Below are 20,345 nucleotides of genomic sequence, written 5' to 3' on the forward strand. Positions count from 1 at the left end.
TCAATATTTAGAATTTGTCGACCTCGGGTCCGCGCACTAGTCTTGCAGCATCTATATAAAGACGGCCGGCCCCAGGCACTGGGAGCAGCATGGCCACACAAGAAAAGAGATCCCGAAAAATGGCTGGCGCGCAGACCCCGCTGTTTACCGCCCTGTTGATCGATGGCGAACTGGTCGCCGGGCAAGGCTTTGTCGAGCCGATCCTCAACCCGGCCACCGGCGAAGTCCTGACGCAGATCGCCGAAGCCAGCACCGAACAGGTCGAAGCCGCCATCCTCGCCGCCCACCGCGCCTTTGCCGGCTGGTCGCGGACCACGCCGCAGCAGCGTTCGAATCTGCTGCTGGACATCGCCAACGCCATCGAAAAGAACGCCGACCTGCTCGCCCGCCTCGAAGCCCTGAACTGCGGCAAGCCGCTGCATCTGGCGCGTCAGGACGACCTGAGCGCCACGGTCGATGTATTCCGCTTCTTCGCCGGTGCCGTGCGCTGCCAGACCGGCCAGCTCAGCGGCGAATATTCGCCCGGCTACACCAGCATGGTGCGTCGCGACCCGATTGGCGTGGTGGCATCGATTGCGCCGTGGAACTACCCGATCATGATGGCCGCGTGGAAAATCGCCCCGGCCCTGGCCGCCGGCAACACCCTGGTGTTCAAGCCGTCCGAACACACTCCGCTGTCGATCCTCGCGTTGGCCCCGGCGCTGGCCGAGATCCTGCCACCAGGAGTGATCAACATTGTCTGCGGTGGCGGCGAAGGCGTCGGCAGCCATCTGGTCAGCCATCCCAAGGTGCGCATGGTGTCGCTGACCGGCGATATCGTCACCGGGCAGAAAATCCTCCAGGCCGCCTCGAAAACCCTCAAACGCACGCACCTGGAACTGGGCGGCAAGGCGCCGGTGATCGTCTGCAACGACGCCGACATCCAGGCGGTGGTCGAAGGCGTGCGCACCTACGGCTACTACAACGCCGGCCAGGACTGCACCGCGGCCTGCCGGGTCTATGCCCAGGCCGGGATTCACGACCGCCTGGTGGCCGAACTCGGCGCGGCGGTCAGCAGCCTGCGCTTTGCCGGCAAACGCGACGCCGACAACGAAATAGGCCCGCTGATCAGCACCCGCCAGCGCGACCGGGTGGCCAGCTTCGTCGAACGCGCCCTCGGCCAGCCGCACATCGAGCGGGTCACCGGTGCGGCGGTGCATTCCGGTGCCGGGTTCTACTATCAGCCGACCTTACTGGCCGGCTGCAAACAGAGTGACGAAATCGTCCAGCGCGAAGTGTTCGGCCCGGTGGTCACCGTGACCCGCTTCGATCAACTGGAGCAGGCGGTGGACTGGGCCAACGATTCGGAATACGGCCTGGCGTCCTCGGTCTGGACCCAGAACCTGGACAAGGCGATGCAGGTCGCCGCGCGCCTGCAATACGGCTGCACCTGGATCAACAGCCATTTCATGCTGGTCAGCGAAATGCCCCACGGCGGCCTCAAGCGCTCGGGCTACGGCAAGGACCTGTCCAGCGACTCGCTACAGGACTACAGCGTGGTGCGGCACATCATGGCGCGCCATGGGCGGGAGCTTTAAGCGGCAAGCTACAAGCTGCGAGTCAAAGCTGTGCGCGATTTGCTGCTACTTGCAGCTTGCGGCTTGCGGCTTGAAGCTTGCGGCTACTCTCAATCAACCACTAATAAACAAAAGAGAGGTTTCCATGTTCGTGCACAAGACCGCACTGCTCAGTGCAATCACCACCGCGCTGCTGGCCAGTGTCGGCGTCCAGGCCGCCGAGCCGCTCAAAGCTGTCGGTGCCGGCGAAGGCCAGCTGGATATCGTGGCCTGGCCCGGCTACATCGAACGGGGCGAAAGCGACAAGGCCTACGACTGGGTGACCGGTTTCGAGAAGGAAACCGGCTGCAAGGTCAACGTGAAGACCGCCGCCACCTCCGATGAGATGGTCAGCCTGATGGCCAAGGGCGGTTACGACCTGGTCACCGCGTCGGGCGACGCCTCCCTGCGCCTGATCGTCGGCAAGCGTGTCCAGCCGATCAACACCGCGCTGATCCCGAACTGGAAGAACCTCGACCCGCGTCTCAAGGATGCGCCCTGGTACGTGGTCAACAAGCAGACCTACGGTACCCCGTACCAGTGGGGCCCGAATGTGCTGATGTACAACACCAACGTGTTCAAGACCGCGCCGGACAGCTGGAGCGTGGTGTTCGCCGCGCAAAACCTGCCGGACGGAAAACCGAACAAGGGCCGCGTGCAGGCCTATGACGGCCCGATCTACATCGCCGATGCGGCGCTGTACCTCAAGACCGCCAAGCCGGAACTGGGGATCAAGAACCCTTACGAGCTGACCGAAGAGCAATACAAGGCGGTGCTCGATCTGTTGCGCGCGCAGCAGCCGCTGATCCACCGCTACTGGCACGACACCACCGTGCAGATGAGCGACTTCAAGAACGAAGGCGTGGTCGCTTCCGGCGCCTGGCCGTATCAGGTCAACGGCCTGATGAACGAGAAACAGCCGATCGCCTCGACCATCCCGAAAGAAGGCGCCACCGGTTGGGCCGACACCACCATGATGCACACCGATGCCAAGCACCCCAACTGTGCCTACAAGTGGATGGACTGGTCGCTGCAGCCGAAGGTCCAGGGTGACGTGGCCGCCTGGTTCGGTTCGTTGCCGGCGGTACCGGCGGCGTGCAAGGAGAGCGAACTGCTCGGCGCCGAAGGCTGCAAGACCAACGGTTTCGACCAGTTCGACAAGATCGCCTTCTGGAAAACCCCACAGGCCGAAGGCGGCAAGTTCGTGCCGTACAGCCGCTGGACCCAGGACTACATCGCAATTATGGGCGGCCGCTGATCCTTGAAGTGAAGTAGATCCCTGTGGTAGCGGGCTTGCCCGCGATGGCGGAGTGTCAGGCAACACAATATTGACTGTGCTGACGCCATCGCTGGCAAGCCAGCTCCCACAGTTGATCACCTCTGTTGCCACTGCCGAGCAAGGCATCCGGCTGTAGTTGACCGTTACCCGTTTTTTCAGAAGTCCAGGCAGGGCCGCTGCGACGGCCCTCGCCTTTTCGGAGCACCGCACCATGACGCTTGCAGTCCAGTTCACCAACGTTTCCCGTCAGTTCGGCGAAGTGAAGGCCGTTGACCGGGTTTCCATCGATATCCAGGACGGCGAGTTCTTCTCCATGCTGGGCCCTTCGGGCTCGGGCAAAACCACCTGTCTGCGCCTGATCGCCGGTTTCGAACAACCGAGCGCAGGCTCCATCCGCATTCACGGCGAGGAAGCCGCCGGGCTGCCGCCGTATCAGCGTGACGTGAACACCGTGTTCCAGGATTACGCGCTGTTCCCGCACATGAACGTTCGCGACAATGTCGCCTACGGTTTGAAAGTCAAAGGCGTGGCCAAGGGCGAACGCCTCAAGCGCGCCGAAGAAGCCCTGGAGATGGTGGCCTTGGGCGGCTACGGCGAGCGCAAGCCGGTGCAGCTGTCCGGCGGCCAGCGTCAGCGCGTGGCCCTGGCCCGCGCCCTGGTCAATCGCCCACGGGTGCTGCTGCTTGACGAGCCCTTGGGTGCACTCGACCTGAAGTTGCGCGAACAGATGCAGAGCGAATTGAAGAAGCTGCAACGCCAACTCGGCATTACCTTCATCTTCGTCACCCACGACCAGACCGAAGCGTTGTCGATGTCCGACCGCGTGGCCGTGTTCAACAAAGGCCGCATCGAACAGGTCGACTCGCCGCGCAACCTGTACATGAAACCGGCAACCACGTTCGTCGCCGAGTTCGTCGGCACCTCCAACGTGATCCGCGGCGATCTGGCCCGTGAACTGAGCGGCAACCCACAGCCGTTTTCGATTCGCCCCGAGCACGTGCGATTCGCCAACGGCCCGCTGGCCAGCCACGAAATCGAAGTCAGCGGCCTGCTGCACGACATCCAGTACCAGGGCAGCGCCACCCGCTATGAACTGAAGCTGGACAACGGCCAGACCCTGAACATCAGCCAGGCCAACAATCAGTGGCTCGACACCAGCGCCCAGCACCAGACCGGGCAACGCATGACCGCCCGCTGGGCCCGCGAAGCGATGATCCCGCTGCACGACACCCTGGCGAGCGGGGTCTGAGATGAACACCATGGCTATCTCTCAAACCACGACAGGAGGCTCGGCACTGCGCAGGTTTTCCAACCTGCTGTACCGCCGGCCGAACCTGTACCTGTCGATGCTGCTGGTGCCACCACTGCTGTGGTTCGGCGCGATCTACCTGGGCTCGCTGCTGACCCTGCTGTGGCAAGGTTTCTACACCTTCGACGACTTCACCATGGCGGTCACTCCGGACCTGACCCTGGCGAACTTCGCCGCGCTGTTCCAGCCCTCGAACTTCGACATCATCCTGCGCACCTTGAGCATGGCCATCGTGGTCTCGATCGCCAGCGCCATCGTCGCGTTCCCGATCGCCTACTACATGGCGCGCTACACCACCGGCAAGACCAAGGCGTTTTTCTACATCGCGGTGATGATGCCGATGTGGGCCAGCTACATCGTCAAGGCCTACGCCTGGACGCTGCTGCTGGCCAAGGGCGGCGTGGCGCAGTGGTTCGTGCAGCACCTGGGCCTGGAGCCGCTGTTGCAGTTGGTGCTGGGGATTCCGGGCGTGGGGGGTAGCACCTTGTCGACCTCGCACCTGGGGCGGTTCATGGTGTTCGTCTACATCTGGCTGCCGTTCATGATCCTGCCGATCCAGGCTTCGCTGGAGCGTCTGCCGCCGTCGCTGTTGCAGGCCTCCGCCGACCTTGGCGCCAAGCCGAGCCAGACCTTCATGCAGGTGATTCTGCCGCTGTCGGTGCCGGGCATTGCCGCCGGTTCGATCTTCACCTTCTCCCTGACCCTCGGCGATTTCATCGTGCCGCAGCTGGTGGGCCCGCCGGGCTACTTCGTCGGCAGCATGGTGTACGCCCAACAGGGCGCGATCGGCAACATGCCGATGGCCGCCGCGTTCACCCTGGTGCCGATCGTGCTGATCGCCGTTTACCTGTCCATCGTCAAACGTCTGGGGGCCTTCGATGCACTCTGAAAAGGCTTCACTTGGATTAAAAATCGCAGCCTGGGGCGGGTTGGTGTTCCTGCACTTCCCGATCCTGATCATCTTCCTGTACGCCTTCAACACCGAAGACGCGGCGTTCAGCTTTCCGCCCAAGGGTTTCACCCTCAAATGGTTCAGCGTTGCCTTCTCCCGGCCCGACGTGCTGGAAGCGATCAAGCTGTCGCTGCAGATCGCCTCGATTGCCACGCTGATCGCCCTGGTGCTCGGCACCCTGGCGTCGGCGGCGCTGTATCGCCGGGACTTCTTCGGCAAGCAGGGCATCTCGCTGATGCTGATCCTGCCGATCGCCCTGCCGGGGATCATCACCGGGATCGCGCTGCTGGCGACCTTCAAGTCGCTGGGCATCGAGCCCGGGATGTTCACCATCATCGTCGGCCACGCGACCTTCTGTGTGGTGATCGTCTACAACAACGTGATCGCGCGGTTGCGCCGCACCTCCCACAGCCTGATCGAGGCTTCGATGGACCTCGGCGCCGACGGTTGGCAGACCTTCCGCTACATCATCCTGCCCAACCTGGGCTCGGCGTTGCTGGCCGGCGGCATGTTGGCGTTTGCGCTGTCGTTTGACGAAATCATCGTCACCACCTTCACCGCAGGCCACGAACGCACCCTGCCGCTGTGGCTGCTCAACCAGCTCAGCCGCCCTCGGGACGTACCGGTGACCAACGTCGTGGCGATGCTGGTGATGATGGTGACCATGCTGCCGATCCTCGGCGCCTATTACCTGACCCGTGGCGGTGAAAGTGTGGCCGGTAGCGGCGGGAAGTAAATTCATAACAAGCGCCACTGTCCCCTGTGGGAGCGGGCTTGCCCGCGAAGAGGCCATCACCTTCAACATTGATGTCTGCTGACACACCGCGTTCGCGGGCAAGCCCGCTCCCACAGGGTTCGGTGTGATCAGAAGAACAAGAACAGTTTGAAAGAGGACATAGCCATGCAAACCCAACTCCTGATCAACGGCCAACTGCTCAACGGCGAAGGCCCGGCCCAACCGGTGTTCAACCCCGCCCTGGGCCGCGTGCTGGTGGAAATCAACGAAGCCAGCGAAGCCCAGGTCGATGCAGCCGTGCGCGCCGCTGATGCCGCGTTCGACAGCTGGTCGCAGACCCCGCCCAAAGAGCGTTCGCTGCTGCTGCTCAAACTCGCCGACGCCATCGAAGCCCACGGCGAAGAGCTGGCCAAGCTGGAATCTGACAACTGCGGCAAGCCCTACAGCGCCGCGCTGAATGACGAGATCCCGGCGATTGCCGATGTGTTCCGCTTCTTCGCTGGCGCCAGCCGTTGCATGAGCGGTTCGGCTGGTGGCGAATACCTGCCCGGCCACACCTCGATGATCCGTCGTGATCCGGTGGGCGTGATCGCCTCCATCGCGCCGTGGAACTACCCGCTGATGATGGTCGCCTGGAAAATCGCCCCGGCCCTCGCCGCCGGCAACACCGTGGTGCTCAAGCCGTCGGAACAGACCCCGCTGACCGCGCTGCGCCTGGCACAACTGGCGTCGGAAATCTTCCCGGCCGGCGTACTCAACCTGGTGTTCGGCCGTGGTCCTAGCGTCGGCAGCCCGCTGGTCACCCACCCGAAAGTGCGCATGGTGTCGCTGACCGGCTCGATCGCCACCGGCTCGAACATCATTTCCAGCACCGCCGACAGCGTCAAACGCATGCACATGGAGCTGGGCGGCAAGGCGCCGGTGATCATCTTCGACGACGCCGACATCGATGCCGCCGTCGAAGGCATTCGCACCTTCGGTTTCTACAACGCCGGCCAGGACTGCACCGCCGCCTGCCGCATCTATGCGCAGGAAGGTATCTACGAAAAATTCGTCGAGAAGCTTGGCGCTGCGGTCAGCAGCATCAAGTACGGTCTGCAGGATGATCCGGACACCGAACTCGGCCCGTTGATCACCGCGCAGCATCGCGACCGCGTAGCCGGGTTTGTCGAGCGGGCCGTGGCCCAGCCGCACATCCGCCTGATCACCGGTGGCAAGGCGGTGGACGGCAATGGCTTCTTCTTCGAGCCGACCGTGCTGGCGGACGCGCAGCAGGACGATGAGATCGTTCGTCGCGAGGTGTTCGGGCCGGTGGTGTCGGTGACCAGGTTCAGCGATGAAGCGCAGGTATTGGGCTGGGCCAACGACTCGGACTACGGTCTGGCGTCCTCGGTCTGGACCGCCGACGTCGGCCGCGCCCATCGCCTCTCGGCGCGCCTGCAATACGGCTGCACCTGGGTCAACACCCACTTCATGCTGGTCAGTGAAATGCCGCACGGCGGCCAGAAACTGTCCGGGTACGGGAAGGACATGTCGATGTATGGGCTGGAGGACTACACCGTCGTTCGGCATGTGATGTTCAAGCACTAAAAGCGAAAAGATCGCAGCCTTCGGCAGCTCCTGCAGGGGTTGCGCCAGGCGCGAAAGGTGCGGCGCATGCAGTCGGTGCAGGAGCTGCCGCAGGCTGCGATCTTTTCAGCAGACACACGGATGATGTCAGCGATTCACCCCAGGGTTTCACCGCAACTCAAAACAACAATAACCACCGATCCTGGCGGCGCTCTCACAGCCCCGCCACGGCTTCGGCCATCCGAAATCTGCCGATTTTCCGGAGAACACACACATGAGTGCATCACCCGATCTCTCGACAGCCGTTGCCGACAGCGATGCCGAGCAGCTACGCCAACTGGGCTACACCTCCAACTTCAATCGCAGCATGAGCCTGTGGGAAAACTTCGCCCTGGGCTTCACCTACCTCTCCCCGGTCGTCGGGGTTTATACCCTCTTCGGCCTGTGCCTCGCCGCCGGCGGACCACCGATGTTCTGGGCCTATCTGCTGGTCGGCTGCGGCCAGTTGCTGGTGTGCCTGATCTTCGGTGAAGTGGTCTCGCAGTTCCCGATCTCCGGCGGCGTATACCCCTGGGCCCGGCGCCTGGTGGGCAAGCGCTGGGCGTGGATGGTCGGCTGGATCTACTCCATCGCCCTGTGCGTGACCATCGCCGCCGTTGCGGTCGGCGCAGGTCCTTACCTGGCGGCCATGCTGGGTTTTGAACCGAACAACAACACCAACATCGTCATCGCCCTGGTGCTGACGCTGTTCGCCACCCTGGTCAACCTCAGCGGCACCAAGACCCTGGCGCGCATCGCCATGTTCGGCTTCCTCTGCGAACTGATCGGTGCGGTGATCGTCGGCGTCTACTTGCTGATCTTCGAGCGTCATCAGTCGATCGGCGTGCTGTTCGACACCTTCGGCATCAGCGTCGATGGCTCGTACCTGCCGGCGTTCCTCACCGCTTCGCTGGCGGGGATGTTCCTGTACTACGGCTTCGAGGCCTGCGGCGACGTGGCCGAAGAAACCCCGAACCCGAGCAAGAAAATCCCGGTGGCCATGCGCATGACCATCTACATCGGCGGCGTCGCCGCGATGTTCGCCTGCCTGGCCCTGATTCTCGCCGTGCCGGACATGCAAGCGGTGATCAACGGTACCGACAAGGACCCGGTGGGCACCATTCTCGGCAACGCCTTCGGCCCGGTCGGCTCGAAAATGGTGATGGGCGTGGTGATGATTTCCTTCATCTCCTGCGTCATCAGCCTGCAAGCGGCAGCGAGCCGTCTGCTCTACTCCTACGCCCGGGACGAAATGGTCATCGGCAGCCGACTGCTGAAAAAGATTTCTCCTGCAACCCAGGTTCCGGTGGCCGCCCTGTTCGTCTCCGGCGTCCTGCCAGCGCTGATCATCATCCTCGGCTTCTTCCTGCAGGACGCCGTCGCCACCATCGTCAGCTTCGCCGCCATCGGCATCTACCTGGCGTTCCAGATGATCGTCCTGGCAGCCCTCTACGCCCGCCTGAAAGGCTGGAAACCGAGCGGCAAATTCACCCTCGGCGCCTGGGGCTGGCTGGTCAACATCGGCGCCCTGGCCTACGGCATCGGCGCCATCATCAACATGGCCTGGCCCCGCACACCGGATGCGGCGTGGTACATCAACTACTCGATGGTGTTGAGCACCGTCATCGTGATCGGCCTGGGCCTGCTCTACATGTGGATCGCCAAGCCGTACGACCACGGCACCGCGCCTGCGGGGGATGCCTGGAAGGTTAGTCGCTGATGTGAGTCGCCCCGGGGTCCGTTGGGAACCCGGGGCGATTATCGAGCATGGATGCTTTACAGGAAATCAGGTCCCGATCAGGCGGGAACGATCAACTTGACTGACGGGAAATAGTTGCGATATCGCTTGGGAGCGGTATTACTTTCTCCCCCTCCACTTCCGTAAAAACCATCTAACAGAACCTAGGAAACCGAGAATTCGATCAGCATGGGGAAAACCTGCGGTTTATTCACTGAGGGCGAATGAATAACCGAAAAATTTCGGTTCAGGTGCTGTGCCCCTTCAACCAGAGCAAAAACAGGAAATTCCTACAGACATGTCCTTCCTGAAAAACCCTCGGTTCCTACACTACGCGTCTCCAGAGTAGACTTGGCGCCGCGAGCACCCCACCGATAGGCTTTATCTCGTCGCTGCGAAATCAGCGACCTGGTGTCGAAGCCGGGATATGTCAAAGCGTTGCTCGCGTCCCCCATAGGACTGTGGCTGTTTCCATGCCTTCAGTGCTGCTTCATGGCGGGCCGTGTGGCGCGGGCCTTTCGGCTTCCGTTTTGACTGGAAGTGTCCCGACTTCGAACGCCACTCGGTTCGCCACCAATCTATCGAAGGATTGGCGGTGACTTTCCTGATCAAAACGGAGATCAAGTCATGTCAACGCTTTCTCAAAACTCCCAACTTCCATACGTCACACCTACTGTTTTTACCCGCCACAACCGCTTCCTCCATACCTTCATGCAAGACCATCAAGCCTGGTTCTGTGTTCAGGATCTGGGTCGGCTAATGGGCAAGCCACTGAACGAACGGCTCGTACAGAAACTCGATCCTGATCAGCGTCGCAGCGTCTGCTTGCTAAAAGACGGCAAACCTCTTGAGTCTCTGATGGTCAGCGAATCGGGGATGTACGCGCTGTTGGTTCATCACTTCATCCCGGAAAATCGCAATCTGAGGCAATGGCTGAGTCATGAAGTTGTTCCGATGCTGCGCAATACGCAGACAGCGACGCCCGCAAACCTGCCGAGTCTGAGCGCCTTGCATTGGGCAGGAGTCTCGGTGCCTTTGCTGCACTATCAGCATCACGCATGGATCAAATGGCGGGACATGCCCGAGCTGATGCAGACAAAACGCCCATTCCCTGGCAGTGGTGCGTGCAGTTGAAAAATATTCTTTGAAGAAAAAAGGGCAGACTTCGAAGTCTGCCCTTTCAGTCGAATGTTCCCTTTTTACTAACGCCGTTCATTTACGCCGAATACGATTCCTGTAGCAGCTGGCGAAGCCAGCGGCTACAGGATTTGCAGTGACTTAACTAACGGGCATGACCATCTCTGCTCCTTTTGAATGGGCATTTCAAAAACATGAACAATCACAACTCAAACAAACTCATCGTCATGGAAACGATTCCTTCGTGACTGCGCCTTTGCAGAAAACCATCTCCAGCACCCCCTTGAACAACTGGCCTGCTTGTCCGCAATCAACGCCGGCATTGCCGACGCTGACGCAGGCAAGTTGACCTCTCTGGAGACCGTGAAAGCCAAATGGCTCTCACGCTAACCAGACCCACTCAAAACCGCGAAACACTCCTCATCGCATCCACCAGATACCGCATGGCAATCCGGTCACTTTCCGACAACTCCCTGTAGCGCTCCACCAGCTTCATTTCCTCGCTGTTCAGGCGGCGCCTTCGCCTACCCAGGCCCAGGCATGGAAAGATTCCCAACATTTCGGTGATGCCTTGTACTTTCGACATGGACGATGTCCTTCTCTCTACGTCAAAGAAAACTTCAGAAACCGCATCGCCCTTAATCCCTCTTCCGGCAGCGCCGCATGGCCACTGAACCGTACCGGCCCGAAGGGCATAAACCGGTCATGACCACAGAATAGAAATAATCTCGGCGCTGAAAAGCGGTTTTTAGAGTAATTACACAAAAAAAGCAGATATGCCCTCTAAATCAGAAAGGGCTGTGGGAAATGTTTCCGGACACGTCTTGTTTCACTCGTGCGCTAGCGTCTTGCCATCAACCATTTTTGCTCTGCAATCGAACGGTTTAAGCTATTCGGCATCTGTTTAAAGTCCGTCGCGTTTGGCCGAAGGCATGTCCGAACCGTAATTTCTGATCCAGTACGTGCCAGGAACGGCGCGGGATTGTTCACGACAGGTTGTATTTATGCACCGCAGGAATTTGCTCAAAGCCTCCATGGCCATTGCGGCCTATACCGGTTTGTCCGCCACCGGCCTGCTCGCCGCCCGCGCCTGGGCTGCCTCCGGGACCGCCGATGGTGAGGCCAAGGCCTTCGATTTCGAGGCCTTGAAGATCCAGGCCAAGCAACTGGCCAGCAACCGCTACCAGGACACCAAGCAGGTGTTGCCGCCGACTCTGGCGACCATGACCCCGCAGAATTTCAATGCGATCCGCTACGACGGCAACCACTCGCTGTGGAAAGACAACAAGGGCCAGCTGGACGTGCAGTTCTTCCACGTCGGCATGGGCTTCAAGCAGCCGGTGCGCATGTACAGCGTCGATCCCAAGACCCGCATGGCCCGCGAGGTGCACTTCCGTCCGGAGCTGTTCAACTACGAAAAGACCACGGTCGACACCAAGCAATTGACCGGCGACCTGGGTTTTTCCGGCTTCAAGCTGTTCAAGGCGCCGGAGCTGGACAAGCACGACGTGGTGTCGTTCCTCGGCGCCAGCTACTTCCGCGCGGTGGATGCCACTGGCCAATATGGCCTCTCGGCCCGCGGCCTGGCCATCGACACCTACGCCAAGAAGCGCGAGGAATTCCCCGACTTCACCAAGTTCTGGTTCGAGACCCCGGACAAGGACAGCACCCGCTTCGTGGTTTACGCCCTGCTCGACTCGCCGAGCGCGACCGGCGCCTACCGCTTTGATATCGACTGCCAGGCCGAGCGCGTGGTGATGGAGGTCGATGCCCACGTCAACGCGCGGACCGCCATCGATCAACTGGGCATCGCGCCGATGACCAGCATGTTCAGCTGCGGCACCCACGAGCGCCGCATGTGCGACACCATTCACCCGCAGATCCACGACTCCGATCGCCTGGCGATGTGGCGCGGCAACGGCGAGTGGATCTGCCGCCCGCTGAACAACCCGGCCACCCTGCAATTCAACGCCTTCGCAGACAACGATCCGAAAGGTTTCGGCCTGGTGCAGACCGATCATGAATTCGCCAGCTATCAGGACACCGTCGACTGGTACAGCCGCCGTCCGAGCCTGTGGGTCGAGCCGACGACGCCATGGGGCGAAGGCTCGGTCGACCTGCTGGAAATCCCCACCACCGGCGAGACCATGGACAACATCGTCGCCTTCTGGACGCCGAAGAAACCGGTGGCTGCCGGCGACTCGCTGAACTACGGCTACAAGCTGTACTGGAGCGCGCTGCCGCCGGTCGGCACGCCGCTGGCACGGGTCCATGCGACACGTTCGGGGATGGGTGGTTTCACCGAAGGCTGGGCGCCGGGTGAGCATTACCCGCAAGTCTGGGCCCGTCGTTTCGCCGTGGACTTTACCGGCGGCGGCCTGGATCGCCTGCCGGCCGGTGCCGGCATCGAACCGGTGGTCACCTGCTCGAACGGTGAGGTCAAGGATTTCAGCGTGCTGGTGCTCGATGACATCAAGGGCTTCCGCATTCTGTTCGACTGGTACCCGACCAACGACAGCGTCGATCCGGTCGAACTGCGCCTGTTCATCCGCACCAACGATCGCACCCTCAGTGAAACCTGGTTGTACCAGTATTTCCCGCCAGCACCGGACAAGCGTAAATATCCCTGACAGCGGGTTGCGCCCTACCACCATTCGGTTTTCCGAACGCGACCTGCGGGTCGGTTCGGATAACCGGATTCTCCAGCGTTTCAAACACCGCAATAAATATTTAATCCCCTTATAAATCAATGCTTTGATCAGTTGCGACTGGTCTGGCACGAGTCATGCTCTACACTTCTTCGACGAATGCCTGTTGCGCCAACACTTCAGGAGCCGTCAGGCATTCAATGCTCAAAAGGGCCGGTGAACTGGCTCCATAAAAAAAACAAAGTCGAGGAAAATTTGATGCGCATCGTTCCCCATATCCTGGGCGCAGCCATTGCTGCCGCTCTGATCAGCACTCCAGTTTTCGCCGCCGAACTCACCGGCACCCTGAAGAAAATCAAAGAGTCCGGTGTTATCACCCTCGGACATCGCGACGCTTCCATTCCTTTCTCCTACATCGCAGACGCCTCCGGCAAACCGATGGGCTACTCCCACGACCTGCAACTGAAAGTCGTCGAAGCCCTGAAAAAAGAGCTGGACGTGCCGAACCTCCAGGTCAAATACAACCTGGTGACCTCGCAGACCCGTATCCCGCTGGTGCAGAACGGCACCGTGGACCTGGAATGCGGCTCCACCACCAACAACGTCGAGCGTCAGCAGCAGGTTGACTTCTCCGTGGGCATCTTCGAAGTCGGCACCCGCCTGCTGGCCAAGAAAGACTCCGCCTACAAGGACTTCGATGACCTCAAAGGCAAGAACGTCGTGACCACCGCCGGCACCACGTCCGAGCGCATCCTCAAGGCGATGAACGCCGACAAGCAGATGGGCATGAACGTCATCTCCGCCAAAGACCACGGCGAGTCCTTCCAGATGCTGGAAAGCGGCCGCGCAGTGGCTTTCATGATGGACGACGTACTGCTGGCCGGTGAAATGGCCAAGGCCAAGAAGCCTGCCGACTGGGCCGTGACCGGTACTCCACAGTCCTACGAAATCTACGGCTGCATGGTTCGCAAGGGCGACGAGTCGTTCAAGAAAGTCGTGGACGACGCCATCAAGGCCACCTACGCATCGGGCGAGATCAACAAGATCTACGACAAGTGGTTCCAGCAGCCTGTCCCACCTAAAGGCGTAAACCTGCAATTCCCGATGAGCAACGAGCTCAAGGCCCTGATCGCCACGCCGACCGACAAAGCGGCTGACGACAAGAAATCCTGATTTCTGACTAACCTTATCTCCTGAAGGGGCCGTTGCCCTTTCAGGAGTTGTCACCTCCTGCTGGCATTTATGGAAACACTCGAACCGGTGGCTATCGAGCTGGTCGCGTGTGCCTGATCGAACGGATCAGGCGGGAACGGAGCTTCCCCCAAGCGGGTACTCGTACATCGATTGATCTCAAGGGGAGACCCTAATGAATTACAACTGGGACTGGGGCGTGTTCTTCAAGTCCACCGGCGTGGGCAGCGAGACCTATCTCGACTGGTTCATCTCGGGACTTGGCTGGACCATCGGCATCGCCGTCGTGGCCTGGATCATCGCCCTGACGCTGGGTTCGATCCTGGGCGTCATGCGTACCGTGCCGAACCGCATCGTATCGGGCATCGCCACCTGCTACGTCGAACTCTTCCGTAACGTGCCGCTGCTGGTTCAGCTGTTCATCTGGTACTTCCTGGTGCCAGACCTGCTGCCGCCTGACCTGCAGGAGTGGTACAAGCAGGACCTGAACCCGACCACCTCGGCCTTCCTGAGCGTCGTCGTGTGCCTGGGCCTGTTCACCGCCGCCCGCGTTTGCGAACAGGTGCGTACCGGTATCCAGGCGTTGCCCAAAGGCCAGGAGTCCGCGGCCCGCGCCATGGGTTTCGACCTGCCGCAGATCTACTGGAACGTGCTGCTGCCCCAGGCCTACCGGATCATCATTCCGCCGCTCACCTCGGAATTTCTCAACGTCTTCAAGAACTCGTCCGTCGCCTCGCTGATCGGCCTGATGGAGCTGCTGGCGCAGACCAAACAGACCGCCGAGTTCTCGGCCAACCTGTTCGAAGCGTTCACTCTTGCCACACTGATCTACTTCACCCTGAACATGAGCCTGATGCTGCTGATGCGCATGGTCGAGAAGAAGGTTGCCGTACCGGGCCTGATCTCCGTAGGGGGTAAATGATGGAATTCGATTTCTCGGGCATCGTCCCGTCCCTGCCGGGCCTGTGGAACGGCATGGTCATGACCCTGAAACTGATGGCCATGGGCGTTATCGGCGGGATCATCCTGGGCACCATCCTGGCGTTGTGCCGTCTGTCCCACAGCAAGCTGCTGTCGAACCTGGCCGGCGCCTACGTCAACTATTTCCGTTCAATTCCGCTGCTGCTGGTGATCACCTGGTTCTACCTGGCGGTGCCGTTCGTGCTGCGCTGGATCACCGGCGAAGACACCCCGATCGGCGCGTTCACCTCGTGCATCGTGGCCTTCATGATGTTCGAAGCGGCGTACTTCTGCGAAATCGTCCGGGCCGGCGTGCAGTCGATTCCCAAGGGCCAGATGGGCGCCGCCCAGGCGCTGGGCATGACCTATGGCCAGATGATGCGCCTGATCATCCTGCCGCAGGCGTTCCGCAAGATGACCCCGCTGCTGCTGCAACAGAGCATCATCCTGTTCCAGGACACCTCGCTCGTTTATGCGGTGGGCCTGGTGGACTTCCTCAATGCCTCGCGTGCCAGCGGCGACATCATCGGCCGCTCCAATGAGTTCCTGATCTTCGCAGGGCTCGTGTACTTCATCATCAGCTTTGCCGCCTCGCAGTTGGTCAAGCGCCTGCAAAAAAGGATCACCGTATGATCTCCATCAAGAACATCAACAAGTGGTATGGCGACTTCCAGGTGCTGACCGATTGCAGCACCGAGGTCAAGAAAGGCGAAGTGATCGTGGTGTGCGGGCCGTCCGGTTCCGGCAAATCGACCCTGATCAAGTGTGTCAACGCCCTGGAGCCGTTCCAGAAAGGTGACATCGTGGTCGACGGCACGTCCATCGCCGATCCGAAGACCAACCTGCCCAAACTGCGCTCGCGCGTGGGCATGGTGTTCCAGCATTTCGAACTGTTCCCGCACCTGACCATCACCGAGAACCTGACCATCGCGCAGATCAAGGTGCTGGGCCGCAGCAAGGAAGAAGCGACCAAGAAAGGCCTGCAACTGCTCGAACGCGTCGGTCTGTCGGCCCACGCCCACAAGCACCCGGGTCAACTGTCCGGCGGTCAGCAACAGCGTGTGGCGATCGCCCGTGCGCTGGCGATGGACCCGATCGTCATGCTGTTCGACGAACCGACCTCGGCGCTGGACCCGGAAATGGTCAACGAAGTGCTGGACGTGATGGTGCAACTGGCCCACGAAGGCATGACCATGATGTGCGTGACCCACGAAATGGGCTTCGCCCGTAAAGTGGCCGACCGCGTGATCTTCATGGACAAGGGCCAGATCATCGAAGACTGCAAGAAAGAAGAGTTCTTCGGCGACATCAGCCACCGTGCCGAGCGTACGCAGCACTTCCTCAACAAGATTTTGCAGCACTAACAGCACACACTCCCCTGTAGGAGCTGCCGCAGGCTGCGATCTTTTGATCTTGCTTTTAAAAGCCCAAATCAAAAGATCGCAGCCTTCGGCAGCTCCTACAGGATTGTCGCTGTGGTTTGACCCAAGGCATCTGTGATGAAATGCGACCCCACTCTCGATCGCGCTCTAGAACCATCACTCGCCGTGAAACCCCGTCTGATTCGCCATCTGTTCCTGCCGCCGCTGATCATCGCCATGATGATTGGACTGGGTTACATCGGCTTCTGGGTCAGTGAGCGCTATGGCATCCGCAACCTCGGCGAAAACGGCCAGCGCCAGCTGGAGTTGCACGCCCGCGCCGTCGAAAGCGAAATCAGCAAATACACCTACCTGCCCAGCCTGCTGGAACTCGAATCCAGCGTCTCGACGCTGCTGGACGATCCGACCCCGGAACACCGACAGACGGTCAACGAATACCTCGAAGGCCTGAACCGACGCAGTCGCAGTCGGGCCATTTACGTGATGGACACCACCGGCCGGGTCATGGCCACCAGCAACTGGCGCGACGTCGACAGTTACCTGGGCGAAGACCTGTCCTTCCGCGCCTACTTCCAGAACGCCGTGCGCGGCCAGCCCGGGCGTTTCTACGGCATCGGCAGCACCAACGGCGAACCCGGCTACTACCTGGCCCACGGCCTGGAAGAGCACGGCAAGATCATCGGCGTCGCCGTGGTCAAGGTGCGCCTGGAGGCCATGGAAGAACGCTGGCAGCGGGCGCGCCTGGAGGCCTTCGTCAGCGACGAGAACGGCATCATCATCCTCTCCAGCGATCCTTCGCGGCGCCTCAAATCGGTCGTACCCCTGAGCGAAGAGACCAAGGAAAAGCTCGCCCGCAGCCTTCAGTACTACTGGTTCCCGCTCACCGAGTTGCAACCGCTGGCCCGGGAAACCCTGTCCGAAGGCGTGGAGAAGCTGACCTTCCCGGCCAACAGCGAAGTGGTGGCCGACGACGAGAACATCAGTTACCTGTCGCAAACCCGTCAGTTGAACGACACCCCGTGGAATTTCACCCTGCTGACGCCGCTCCAGGATCTGCGCCGTGAATCGATCAATCAGGGCATTCTGGTGGCGGTGGCTTTTGGCCTCGTGGCGTTCCTGCTGATCGCCTGGAACGAGCGGCGCAAAGTGATCGCCACCCGCCTCGCCGCCAGGGAAGCCTTGGAGCAAGCCAACAATCAGCTGGAGCGTCGGATTACCGAACGCACCGTCGACCTGCGCGCCAGCAACGAACGACTCAAGGGTCAGATCCGCGAACGACGCCATGCCGAAGAGACCTTGCGCCGCGCCCAGGATGAACTGGTGCAGGCCGGCAAGCTCGCGGCCATCGGCCAGATGTCCACCAGCATCGCCCACGAACTGAACCAGCCGCTGGCGGCGCTGCGCACGCTGTCCGGCAACACCGTGCGCTTTCTCGAGCGCGGTCAGCTGGACGTGGCCAGCACCAACCTCAAGACCATCAACGAACTGATCGACCGCATGGGCCGGATCACCGCCAGCCTGCGCTCCTTCGCCCGACGCGGCGACGATAAGGGCCAGGCGTGCCTGGGCAAGGGCGTGGATGCCGCCTTGCAATTGCTTGGCTCGCGGGTGGAGAACGCCCGACTGCAACTTCATCGCCATTTCGAAGACGTTCAGGTCCAGATCGACCAGACCCGTCTGGAGCAGATTCTGGTCAACCTGATCGGCAACGCCCTCGATGCCATGCAGGCGCAGCCTCAGCCTGAGTTGTGGCTCGAAGGTGACGCGGTCGACGGCAAATACCGCCTGCGGGTTCGCGACAACGGTCATGGCATCGACGCCGAAGCGCGCAAGCATCTGTTCGAACCGTTTTTCACCACCAAACCCGGCGAGCAGGGCCTGGGCCTCGGCCTGACCCTTTCGGCGAGCCTGGCCGCCGCCACCGGCGGTCACCTGGGCGTCGAGCACCCGGTCAGCGGTGGTACCGCATTCGTCATCAGTTTACCGTTGGTAAGCCCCACACCCGCCGAGCCAATATGAACCACGACCTTAGTGTTTTGATCGTCGAAGACGACCCCCACGTGCTGCTCGGCTGCCAGCAGGCGCTGTCCCTGGAAGACATCCCATGCATCGGTGTCGGCAGCGCCGAAGAAGCCCTGGAGCGGGTCGGCGACAACTTTGCCGGCATCGTCATCAGCGACATTCGCCTGCCGGGCATCGATGGCCTGGAACTGCTCACCCGCCTCAAGGCCCGCGACCGCAGTCTGCCGGTGGTGCTGATCACCGGGCACGGCGACATTTCCATGGCGGTCGGGGCGATGCAGAAAGGCGCCTACGACTTCATGGAGAAACCCTTCTCCCCGGAACGTCTGGTGGACGTGGCACGCCGCGCTCTGGAGCAGCGCAGCCTGGCAAGGGAAGTCACTTCGTTGCGCCGGCAACTGGCCGAGCGTGATTCCCTGGAAGGCCGGATCATCGGCCGCTCCCCGGCGATGCAGAACCTGCGCGAATTGATCGCCAACGTCGCCGACACCTCGGCCAACGTGCTGATCGAAGGCGAAACCGGCACCGGCAAGGAACTGGTCGCCCGCTGTCTGCATGATTTCAGTCGCCGGCATACCCGCCAGTTCGTGGCGCTGAACTGCGGAGGCCTGCCAGAGAACCTGTTCGAAAGCGAGATTTTCGGTCACGAAGCCAACGCCTTCACCGGCGCCGGCAAGCGGCGCATCGGCAAGATCGAGCACGCCGACGGCGGCACGCTGTTCCTCGACGAAGTGGAAAGCATGCCCCTGCCTCTGCAGATCAAGCTGCTGCGGGTGCTGCAGGAACGCACCCTGGAACGCCTGGGCTCGAACCAGAGCGTGCCGGTGGATTGCCGGGTGATTGCCGCGACCAAGTCGGACCTGGATGAGTCGAGCAAGGCCGGGGAATTTCGCAGCGACCTGTATTACCGTCTCAACGTGGTGACCCTGGAACTGCCGCCACTGCGCGAGCGACGCGAAGATATCCTGCAACTGTTCGAATACTTCCTGCAGCAGTCATCCCTGCGTTTCGACCGCGCCGCGCCGGAACTGGACAACCAGACCCTGTCGAACCTGATGAGCCACGACTGGCCGGGCAACGTGCGCGAACTGCGCAACGTCGCCGAGCGATTCGCCCTCGGCCTGCCGGCGTTCAAAAAGACTGGCGCAGCCGGCGCTGCCCAGGGCCTGACCTTCGCCGAAGCGGTGGAAGCCTTCGAACGCAATCTGCTGGGCGACGCCTTGCAGCGCAGCGGGGGCAACCTGACCCAGGCCAGCCATGAGCTGGGTATGGCCAAGACCACGCTGTTCGACAAAGTGAAAAAGTACGGCCTGAGCCATTAAGCGAGACCTGTGTGGACCTGATTCTCAAAGCAACCCTGGGCGCAGCGGTGGTGGTGATCCTCGCCGCCCTGGCCAAGACCAAGAACTACTACATCGCAGGCCTGGTGCCGCTGTTCCCGACCTTCGCCCTGATCGCCCATTTCATCGTCGGCAAAAGCCGTTCGCTGGATGACCTCAAGACCACCATCCTGTTTGGCATGTGGTCGATCATTCCGTACTTCGTCTATCTGGCGACTTTGTATGTGATGGTCGATCGGATGCGGCTGGAGGCGTCACTGGCAGTGGCTGCCGTGGCGTGGCTGATGGCGGCGACGGTGCTGGTCAGCGTTTGGGTGCGCTTCCAAACCTGACCCTGAACCCTTAACCCTGTAGGAGCAAGCTTGCTCGCGATGCAATCCCAGACACCGCTGGCTTTCAGACACCCAGCGTTATCGTTGACGACCATCGCGAGCGTGCTCGCTCCTAC

General features: G+C 61.2%; 17 protein-coding genes. 16 read left to right on the plus strand and 1 reads right to left on the minus strand.

Annotation, left to right across the window (positions count from 1 at the left end; all coding sequences use genetic code 11):
• Positions 1 to 89 precede the first annotated feature (89 nt).
• From HNO86_RS01050 to HNO86_RS01085, 8 genes are all read left to right on the plus strand, one after another.
• The gene (locus tag HNO86_RS01050) at positions 90 to 1,577 is read left to right on the plus strand and encodes a gamma-aminobutyraldehyde dehydrogenase (RefSeq protein WP_175375172.1); all 1,488 of its coding nucleotides are present in this window, start codon (positions 90 to 92) and stop codon (positions 1,575 to 1,577) included.
• A 124-nt stretch (positions 1,578 to 1,701) separates the two neighbouring features.
• Positions 1,702 to 2,853: a putative ABC transporter substrate-binding protein YdcS gene (gene ydcS, locus HNO86_RS01055; RefSeq protein ID WP_175375173.1), complete on the plus strand. Its 1,152-nt coding sequence runs from the start codon at positions 1,702 to 1,704 to the stop codon at positions 2,851 to 2,853.
• Positions 2,854 to 3,085: 232 nt separating this feature from the next.
• A complete protein-coding gene (locus HNO86_RS01060; RefSeq protein ID WP_175375174.1) occupies positions 3,086 to 4,123 on the plus strand; it encodes an ABC transporter ATP-binding protein in 1,038 nt (345 codons plus the stop codon).
• Position 4,124: 1 nt separating this feature from the next.
• Positions 4,125 to 5,072 (plus strand): ABC transporter permease, encoded by a 948-nt coding sequence (locus HNO86_RS01065; RefSeq protein ID WP_175375175.1) that lies wholly within the window; start codon positions 4,125 to 4,127, stop codon positions 5,070 to 5,072.
• Positions 5,062 to 5,871, plus strand: coding sequence for an ABC transporter permease (locus HNO86_RS01070; protein ID WP_175375176.1), 810 nt, complete (start codon positions 5,062 to 5,064; stop codon positions 5,869 to 5,871). Before HNO86_RS01065 ends, HNO86_RS01070 begins: the two co-directional genes overlap by 11 nt.
• Positions 5,872 to 6,036: 165 nt before the next feature.
• Positions 6,037 to 7,461 carry a gamma-aminobutyraldehyde dehydrogenase gene (locus tag HNO86_RS01075; RefSeq protein ID WP_175375177.1) on the plus strand — a complete coding sequence of 475 codons (1,425 nt, stop codon included), beginning with the start codon at positions 6,037 to 6,039 and terminating at the stop codon, positions 7,459 to 7,461.
• Positions 7,462 to 7,714: 253 nt separating this feature from the next.
• Positions 7,715 to 9,199 carry an APC family permease gene (locus HNO86_RS01080; protein WP_175375178.1) on the plus strand — a complete coding sequence of 495 codons (1,485 nt, stop codon included), beginning with the start codon at positions 7,715 to 7,717 and terminating at the stop codon, positions 9,197 to 9,199.
• 645 nt (positions 9,200 to 9,844) lie between these two features.
• Positions 9,845 to 10,351 (plus strand): Bro-N domain-containing protein, encoded by a 507-nt coding sequence (locus HNO86_RS01085; protein WP_175375179.1) that lies wholly within the window; start codon positions 9,845 to 9,847, stop codon positions 10,349 to 10,351.
• Between the two features lie 403 nt (positions 10,352 to 10,754).
• Here HNO86_RS01085 and HNO86_RS01090 read toward each other — a convergent pair whose 3' ends face one another.
• Positions 10,755 to 10,940: a hypothetical protein gene (locus HNO86_RS01090; protein ID WP_175375180.1), complete on the minus strand. Its 186-nt coding sequence runs from the start codon at positions 10,938 to 10,940 to the stop codon at positions 10,755 to 10,757.
• Between the two features lie 418 nt (positions 10,941 to 11,358).
• Between HNO86_RS01090 and HNO86_RS01095 the strand changes: the two genes are divergently transcribed.
• From HNO86_RS01095 to HNO86_RS01130, 8 genes are all read left to right on the plus strand, one after another.
• Positions 11,359 to 12,984, plus strand: a complete 1,626-nt coding sequence (locus tag HNO86_RS01095) for a glucan biosynthesis protein D (RefSeq protein WP_175375181.1) — start codon at positions 11,359 to 11,361, stop codon at positions 12,982 to 12,984.
• A 276-nt stretch (positions 12,985 to 13,260) separates the two neighbouring features.
• The gene (locus tag HNO86_RS01100; RefSeq protein ID WP_175375182.1) at positions 13,261 to 14,175 is read left to right on the plus strand and encodes a glutamate/aspartate ABC transporter substrate-binding protein; all 915 of its coding nucleotides are present in this window, start codon (positions 13,261 to 13,263) and stop codon (positions 14,173 to 14,175) included.
• A 193-nt stretch (positions 14,176 to 14,368) separates the two neighbouring features.
• Positions 14,369 to 15,115: an amino acid ABC transporter permease gene (locus HNO86_RS01105; protein ID WP_175375183.1), complete on the plus strand. Its 747-nt coding sequence runs from the start codon at positions 14,369 to 14,371 to the stop codon at positions 15,113 to 15,115.
• The gene (locus HNO86_RS01110; protein WP_175375184.1) at positions 15,115 to 15,786 is read left to right on the plus strand and encodes an amino acid ABC transporter permease; all 672 of its coding nucleotides are present in this window, start codon (positions 15,115 to 15,117) and stop codon (positions 15,784 to 15,786) included. The genes HNO86_RS01105 and HNO86_RS01110 overlap by 1 nt, the downstream gene beginning before the upstream one ends.
• Positions 15,783 to 16,517: an amino acid ABC transporter ATP-binding protein gene (locus HNO86_RS01115; RefSeq protein ID WP_175375185.1), complete on the plus strand. Its 735-nt coding sequence runs from the start codon at positions 15,783 to 15,785 to the stop codon at positions 16,515 to 16,517. Before HNO86_RS01110 ends, HNO86_RS01115 begins: the two co-directional genes overlap by 4 nt.
• A 135-nt stretch (positions 16,518 to 16,652) precedes the next feature.
• On the plus strand, positions 16,653 to 18,554 hold the full coding sequence (locus tag HNO86_RS01120; protein WP_175375186.1) for a sensor histidine kinase: 1,902 nt from the start codon (positions 16,653 to 16,655) through the stop codon (positions 18,552 to 18,554).
• On the plus strand, positions 18,551 to 19,879 hold the full coding sequence (locus HNO86_RS01125) for a sigma-54 dependent transcriptional regulator (RefSeq protein WP_175375187.1): 1,329 nt from the start codon (positions 18,551 to 18,553) through the stop codon (positions 19,877 to 19,879). The genes HNO86_RS01120 and HNO86_RS01125 overlap by 4 nt, the downstream gene beginning before the upstream one ends.
• Before the next feature lie 20 nt (positions 19,880 to 19,899).
• Complete coding sequence (locus HNO86_RS01130; protein WP_175375291.1) at positions 19,900 to 20,229, plus strand: GlpM family protein; 330 nt, start codon at positions 19,900 to 19,902, stop codon at positions 20,227 to 20,229.
• Positions 20,230 to 20,345 lie beyond the last annotated feature (116 nt).

This window comes from Pseudomonas sp. C1C7 (genome assembly GCF_013359595.1).
GTDB lineage: Bacteria > Pseudomonadota > Gammaproteobacteria > Pseudomonadales > Pseudomonadaceae > Aquipseudomonas.